The organism is Betaproteobacteria bacterium, assembly GCA_016791345.1.
GTDB lineage: Bacteria > Pseudomonadota > Gammaproteobacteria > Burkholderiales > JAEUMW01 > JAEUMW01.
This window is the reverse complement of record JAEUMW010000240.1, coordinates 1-3,999: the sequence shown is the minus strand read 5'-3', so window position 1 is coordinate 3,999 and position 3,999 is coordinate 1. Positions and strand designations below refer to the sequence as shown.

Here is a 3,999-nt window from a genome sequence, read left to right as displayed (position 1 = left end):
GCGAGGTCACGGCGATCGTCGATTTCGACGACACGATCCACCGCTTCGTCGGCTTCCTGCGCCCCGTTCGGCAAGGCGGCGCTGCGGACGGCGCGCGCTCATGAGCGCGCAGGCTCCCCTCGACGCCGCGCCCGAGGAACGCGCCGGCGTCTTTCTCATCCATGGCCTCGGCGGGACCGAGTACGACCTCGGCTCCATGCACAAGCGGCTCAAGCTGTCGGGGTTCGTCACGCACTCGCTGACATTGCCCGGCCACGGGACGAAGCCGGAGGACCTGCTCGCCGTGAAGGCCGAGGACTGGCTCGAAGCGTGCCGTGCCCGCTACCGCGAGCTCGCCGCACAGCACGAGACGCTGCACCTCATGGGCATGTGCATGGGGTCGTTGCTCGCCGTCGAGGTGGCAAAGCAGGAGCAACACGACAAGGGACGGCTCGTCGCGCTGGCGCCGCCGATCTTTCTCGATGGCTGGGCAACGCCATGGTATCGGGGCCTGCGCCGGTTGCTCTACCGCGTTCCGCCGCTCCCGCGCACCATGCACATCGACGAAGAGGATCCCTTCGGCATCAAGAACGAGCAGTTGCGCGCGATCGTCAAGGCGAAGTTCGAGCGCAACGACGGATTCCACTACCGCTGGGTCCCGCTCGCCTGCGTGCGCGAAGTCGACCGTCTGCGCGAGCGCGTGATGACGGGGCTCGCGCGCATCGCGTGCCCGGCGCTCGTCGTCCATGCACGCGAGGACGAGCTCACGAGCCTGCGCTCGGCGGACTTCCTCGTGCGCGGCATCGGTGGCGACCGGGCGCGGATGGTGGTGCTGGAGAACAGCTACCACATGATCTGCATCGACAACGACCGGGAAATCGTCGCCCGCAACGTGCTCGAATTCTTCGGCGTGCCGCCGCTGGAATCCGGGCAGCTGAGCGACGATCCGAAGATGTCGCCGGAAGCCTTGCGGGGTCTCGTCGGCAAGGTGTGCCTGGTGCTCGAAGCCGGCGCCTGGCGCGATCTGCCGCCGCTCGGCATCCCCGACATGCGCTGGTCGCAGCCGGGCCGCAATCGCCTCTCCGGCATCCATCGCGGCGGCAAGCCGCTGCGGCATTTTCTCGCCGAGATCCAGTCGGCTGCCGAGTCGGCGCGCTTCACGGCGTTCGGCACCGTGGTGCTGAATCGCGGCGTTGCCCTCGTGCCGGCGTCATGGGTCGCACGCCGCGGGGCTGCCGAGCTCGCGTCCCAGGGCGCGCTCATGATCGCGATGCACGCCGACCGCGTGTACGAGCTGCGCTGGTTTCCGGACGATCAGGCGCTGGAGGACGAGTTCTGGGGGCCAGCCCCGGCACCGCAAGCACCAGCGGCCAGGCAGGCTGCGCCGGTGAGCGCGTGAGATGCGAGCGCACGCTCAGCGCGGCCGCACGTCGTCCTCACGAACCACCTCGCCTTCTATGACATGCCCCCCGGGTGGTCGCTCGCGCATCCGCCGGCGCAGCGCTCGTGTCTTCCACCAGAAGTAGGCGCCGAGCACGACCGCGGCGGCGAGCGCGATCGCGAACACCACTGCCGAGACCATGAGTGCAGCAGCGAGCAGCATGGCGCCGATGGCAAAGGCGGCAAGTCTCGCGAACACGCCCGGCGCGCGCGGTGTCGCGCCTTCGAGCCTGCGGTACGGGTCGCTGTCCATGCGCCCTAGTCTACCTGCCGCAACGTGCGCGATGAAGTCGACGGCCGCGTCGGTGCACGTGCCGTGAAACGTTCGGCAGCCGAGCTCGCCGGCATCGTCGCGCGCACCGTCGGCCACTACGACCGGCACGCGCAGCAATTCTGGGAAGGCACGCGCGACCACGACGTGCGTCAGAACATCGATGCGCTCCTGCGCCATATCGCGGCCGACCCGCCGTTCACGATACTCGATCTGGGCTGCGGCCCGGGCCGCGACCTCGCCGCGTTCTCGGGTCTCGGACATGTCGCCGTCGGCCTGGAAGGTGCACCGCGGCTTGCGGCAATGGCCCGCGCGCACAGCGGCTGCATCGTGTGGGAACAAGATTTCCTCGCGCTCGATCTGCCGCCCGATCGGTTCGACGGCGTGTTCGCCAACGCCGTGCTCTTCCACGTGCCGACCCAGGAATTGCCGCGCGTGCTGGGCGAACTGCGCGCGACGCTCAAGCCGGGCGGCGTGCTCTTCAGCTCGAACCCGCGCGGCCACAACCAGGAAGGATGGTCGGGCGAGCGCTACGGCGTCTATCACGACCTGGAAACATGGCAGCACCACCTGCTGGCGGCAGGCTTCGCTGAACTCGAACACTACTATCGCCCGCCGGGACTGCCGCGCGCGCAGCAGCCCTGGCTGGCGACGGTCTGGCGGCGGATCGGCCCTTCGTACTAGTCACTGCGGCGGATTGTCCGTGGCGGGCGCCCGCGCGCCCAATACGTCTCGCGTCACCGTGCCGCGAACCGCGTACGACGTTCGGGGCAACGCCAACAACAGCGAGAGGAAGCCACCATGGACCACACCTATCATTCGTCACGAATCTTTGCGCAGGCCATCGCGATTCTGATCCTCGCCTTCTTCGTCCAGTCGGTGTGGGCGGACCCGGTCATGTTCGGCACGACACGGACCACCACGACCATCATCAACAACGGCGCCAGCGCGGCGCTGCCGCTCAACAACGCCGGCTCGACCGTGCTGTCGCCCTTCGGCGGCAGCAAGTACCTCATCCAGTTCCACGCGGAATGTTCGGTAAAGGCGAACGACGACACCACCGCGCTCACGATTGCCATCGTCGTCGATCAGGGAGAACCGGATCAGCAGATCGTCGCCCCGACCGGGCTCGGCACCTTCGAACTCTGCACCAGCGTCAAGCCGGGTTCCGGCGCTCCCCAGCATCATCGGCAGAGTGTGGGCACAAGCGTGCTGGTGAACGTGACCGGCCACGAGTACCACGAGATCCGCGTGCTGCGTCAGTTGACCGGCTACAACGCCGCAGACGAGGCGCTGATCGACGAGATGTCGCTTGCGGTCATCGCGCAGTGAGTCGCTCGAAGCGGCGTGAGCTAGCAGGGCGACGGTAAACACCGCCGCCCTGCTCGTGTGGGTCGCCGGCCACCCGACGCGACCGGCGCTCACTCCGAATGCGCGACGGCGGCGACACCCGATCCCGCCGTCCTCGCACCCCGGGTCCGACCGGGACTCGAGCGCACCCGACCCAACTCGATGGCGATGCTCGCCTTGGCGAGCAACGTGAAGACCAGAAAGCCGAACGCCCAGATGCCGATCGCGATATAGAACTCCGTTGCGGTCGGCACGTACTCGAAGATCTCGCCAAGCGGCGTGGGAATGAAGCCCGGAACCACCAGCCCCATGCCCTTCTCCAGCCAGATTCCCAGGAACCCGCAGACGCACGCTATGTTGAGCGTCAGCACCCGCCGGCGCAGCGGGTGGATCGAGAGAATCGTCACCGCCACCAGATTCAGCGCAACGGCCAGCCAGATCCAGAGACGCAGACCGGCGAAACCTTCGAAGCCGAGAAAGAGGTAGTGCATCGACGTGGCGTGGTTGGTTTCGCTGTAGAAGTCGGTGAACAGCTCGGCGCCGACGAAGAACAGGCTGATCTGCATCGCCACCGCCATGATCAGCGCCAAGGTCTCGATGACGCTTTGGCTCACCGGGTAATCCGTGACCCGGCGGATCACCTGCAGCGTCAGGATGATGAGCGCGGGACCCGAGGCGAACGCCGACGCGATGAAGCGCGGTCCGAGCAGGGCGACGTTCCAGAACGGCCGCGAAGCGTTCGACGAGAACAGAAAAGCCGTGACGGTGTGGATCGAGATGGCCCAGAACATGGCGACGACCACCACCGGAAAGTAGAGCTTGAGATTCGGCTCCTCGCCCCGGTAGTGGCAGTAGTGAACGTACATCGGGATCAGTAGGTTGAGTGCGAGGTATCCGTTCAGCACCACGATGTCCCACGCGAGCAGCGAGCTCGGGAAGTTGAAGCGGCCGATGAAGGG

General features: G+C 67.1%; 5 protein-coding genes. 3 read left to right on the top strand and 2 right to left on the bottom strand.

Features of this window, described 5'->3' with window-relative positions; translation table 11 throughout:
* Positions 1-100: 100 nt before the first annotated feature.
* The gene (locus tag JNK68_09390; protein MBL8540573.1) at positions 101-1,378 is read left to right on the top strand and encodes an alpha/beta fold hydrolase; all 1,278 of its coding nucleotides are present in this window, start codon (positions 101-103) and stop codon (positions 1,376-1,378) included.
* A gap of 15 nt (positions 1,379-1,393) precedes the next feature.
* Here JNK68_09390 and JNK68_09385 read toward each other — a convergent pair whose 3' ends face one another.
* Entirely contained in the window at positions 1,394-1,672 is a 279-nt protein-coding gene (locus tag JNK68_09385; protein MBL8540572.1) for a hypothetical protein, read from the bottom strand.
* A 63-nt stretch (positions 1,673-1,735) separates the two neighbouring features.
* Between JNK68_09385 and JNK68_09380 the strand changes: the two genes are divergently transcribed.
* Together JNK68_09380 and JNK68_09375 are read left to right on the top strand one after the other, a co-directional pair.
* Complete coding sequence (locus JNK68_09380) at positions 1,736-2,374, top strand: class I SAM-dependent methyltransferase (protein ID MBL8540571.1); 639 nt, start codon at positions 1,736-1,738, stop codon at positions 2,372-2,374.
* Between the two features lie 117 nt (positions 2,375-2,491).
* Positions 2,492-3,022, top strand: a complete 531-nt coding sequence (locus tag JNK68_09375; GenBank protein ID MBL8540570.1) for a hypothetical protein — start codon at positions 2,492-2,494, stop codon at positions 3,020-3,022.
* A gap of 89 nt (positions 3,023-3,111) precedes the next feature.
* Here JNK68_09375 and nrfD read toward each other — a convergent pair.
* Positions 3,112-3,999: polysulfide reductase NrfD (gene nrfD, locus JNK68_09370; protein ID MBL8540569.1), on the bottom strand; the 888-nt coding region annotated here is incomplete at its 5' end.